At 51.3% G+C, this 620-nt stretch carries 1 tRNA gene; it reads left to right on the forward strand.

The window, feature by feature from the left end:
* The first annotated feature begins 477 nt into the window (after positions 1–477).
* Positions 478–549, forward strand: a tRNA-Pro gene (locus U9R90_RS36670).
* Positions 550–620 lie beyond the last annotated feature (71 nt).

Below are 620 nucleotides of genomic sequence, written 5' to 3' on the forward strand. Positions count from 1 at the left end.
TGAATCCAGCGATCCGAGTTCAAATCTCGGTGGAACCTGTTGGTTTTTGACTGGCAGTGCTCAGCAGAGAGGAGCCTTCTCTGTGGCAGCGTGTCTTCAAAGGGTGTTCTACAGTGCCCTCTTTTAACCGTGCCCCAATCGCACGCCGCTGTCCAGTAAGACTAGAACTGTGTCTGCGCATTTTGAAGTCTGCTTCTCGCCGATCTTAGTTCCTCGTCTGCACTTTAAACTTGGTCGATCACTTAACTCGGTGGCTTAGAGCGCTTGCGCTGAAAAGAGGTGTTTTTTTGAGATTCCTCAGATGGCCCGCGCTGCAGGGCAGCCGTCTGAGGTTCACTCAATCCTTGACATTTTTCTCAACATTGGTTTGGGATGGCTACCCTAGCCAGTGGAGATATGGCAGAAAGGAGTTTCTCGGAAATCTTTACGGCCCTGTGAGCCTTCTTTCTACATTTACTAGCTAAGGGAGCATTCTGTGGCTCGTTGGTCTAGGGGTATGATTCTCGCTTAGGGTGCGAGAGGTCCCGGGTTCAAATCCCGGATGAGCCCGCCTCTCTCTTTGGAGACTCTTTTCTTGAGCAGTATCCTTCCATTCTGCCTTCCCTTGGCCAATCGCACGC

The organism is Streptomyces sp. E11-3 (genome assembly GCF_046540415.1).
GTDB lineage: Bacteria > Actinomycetota > Actinomycetes > Streptomycetales > Streptomycetaceae > Streptomyces.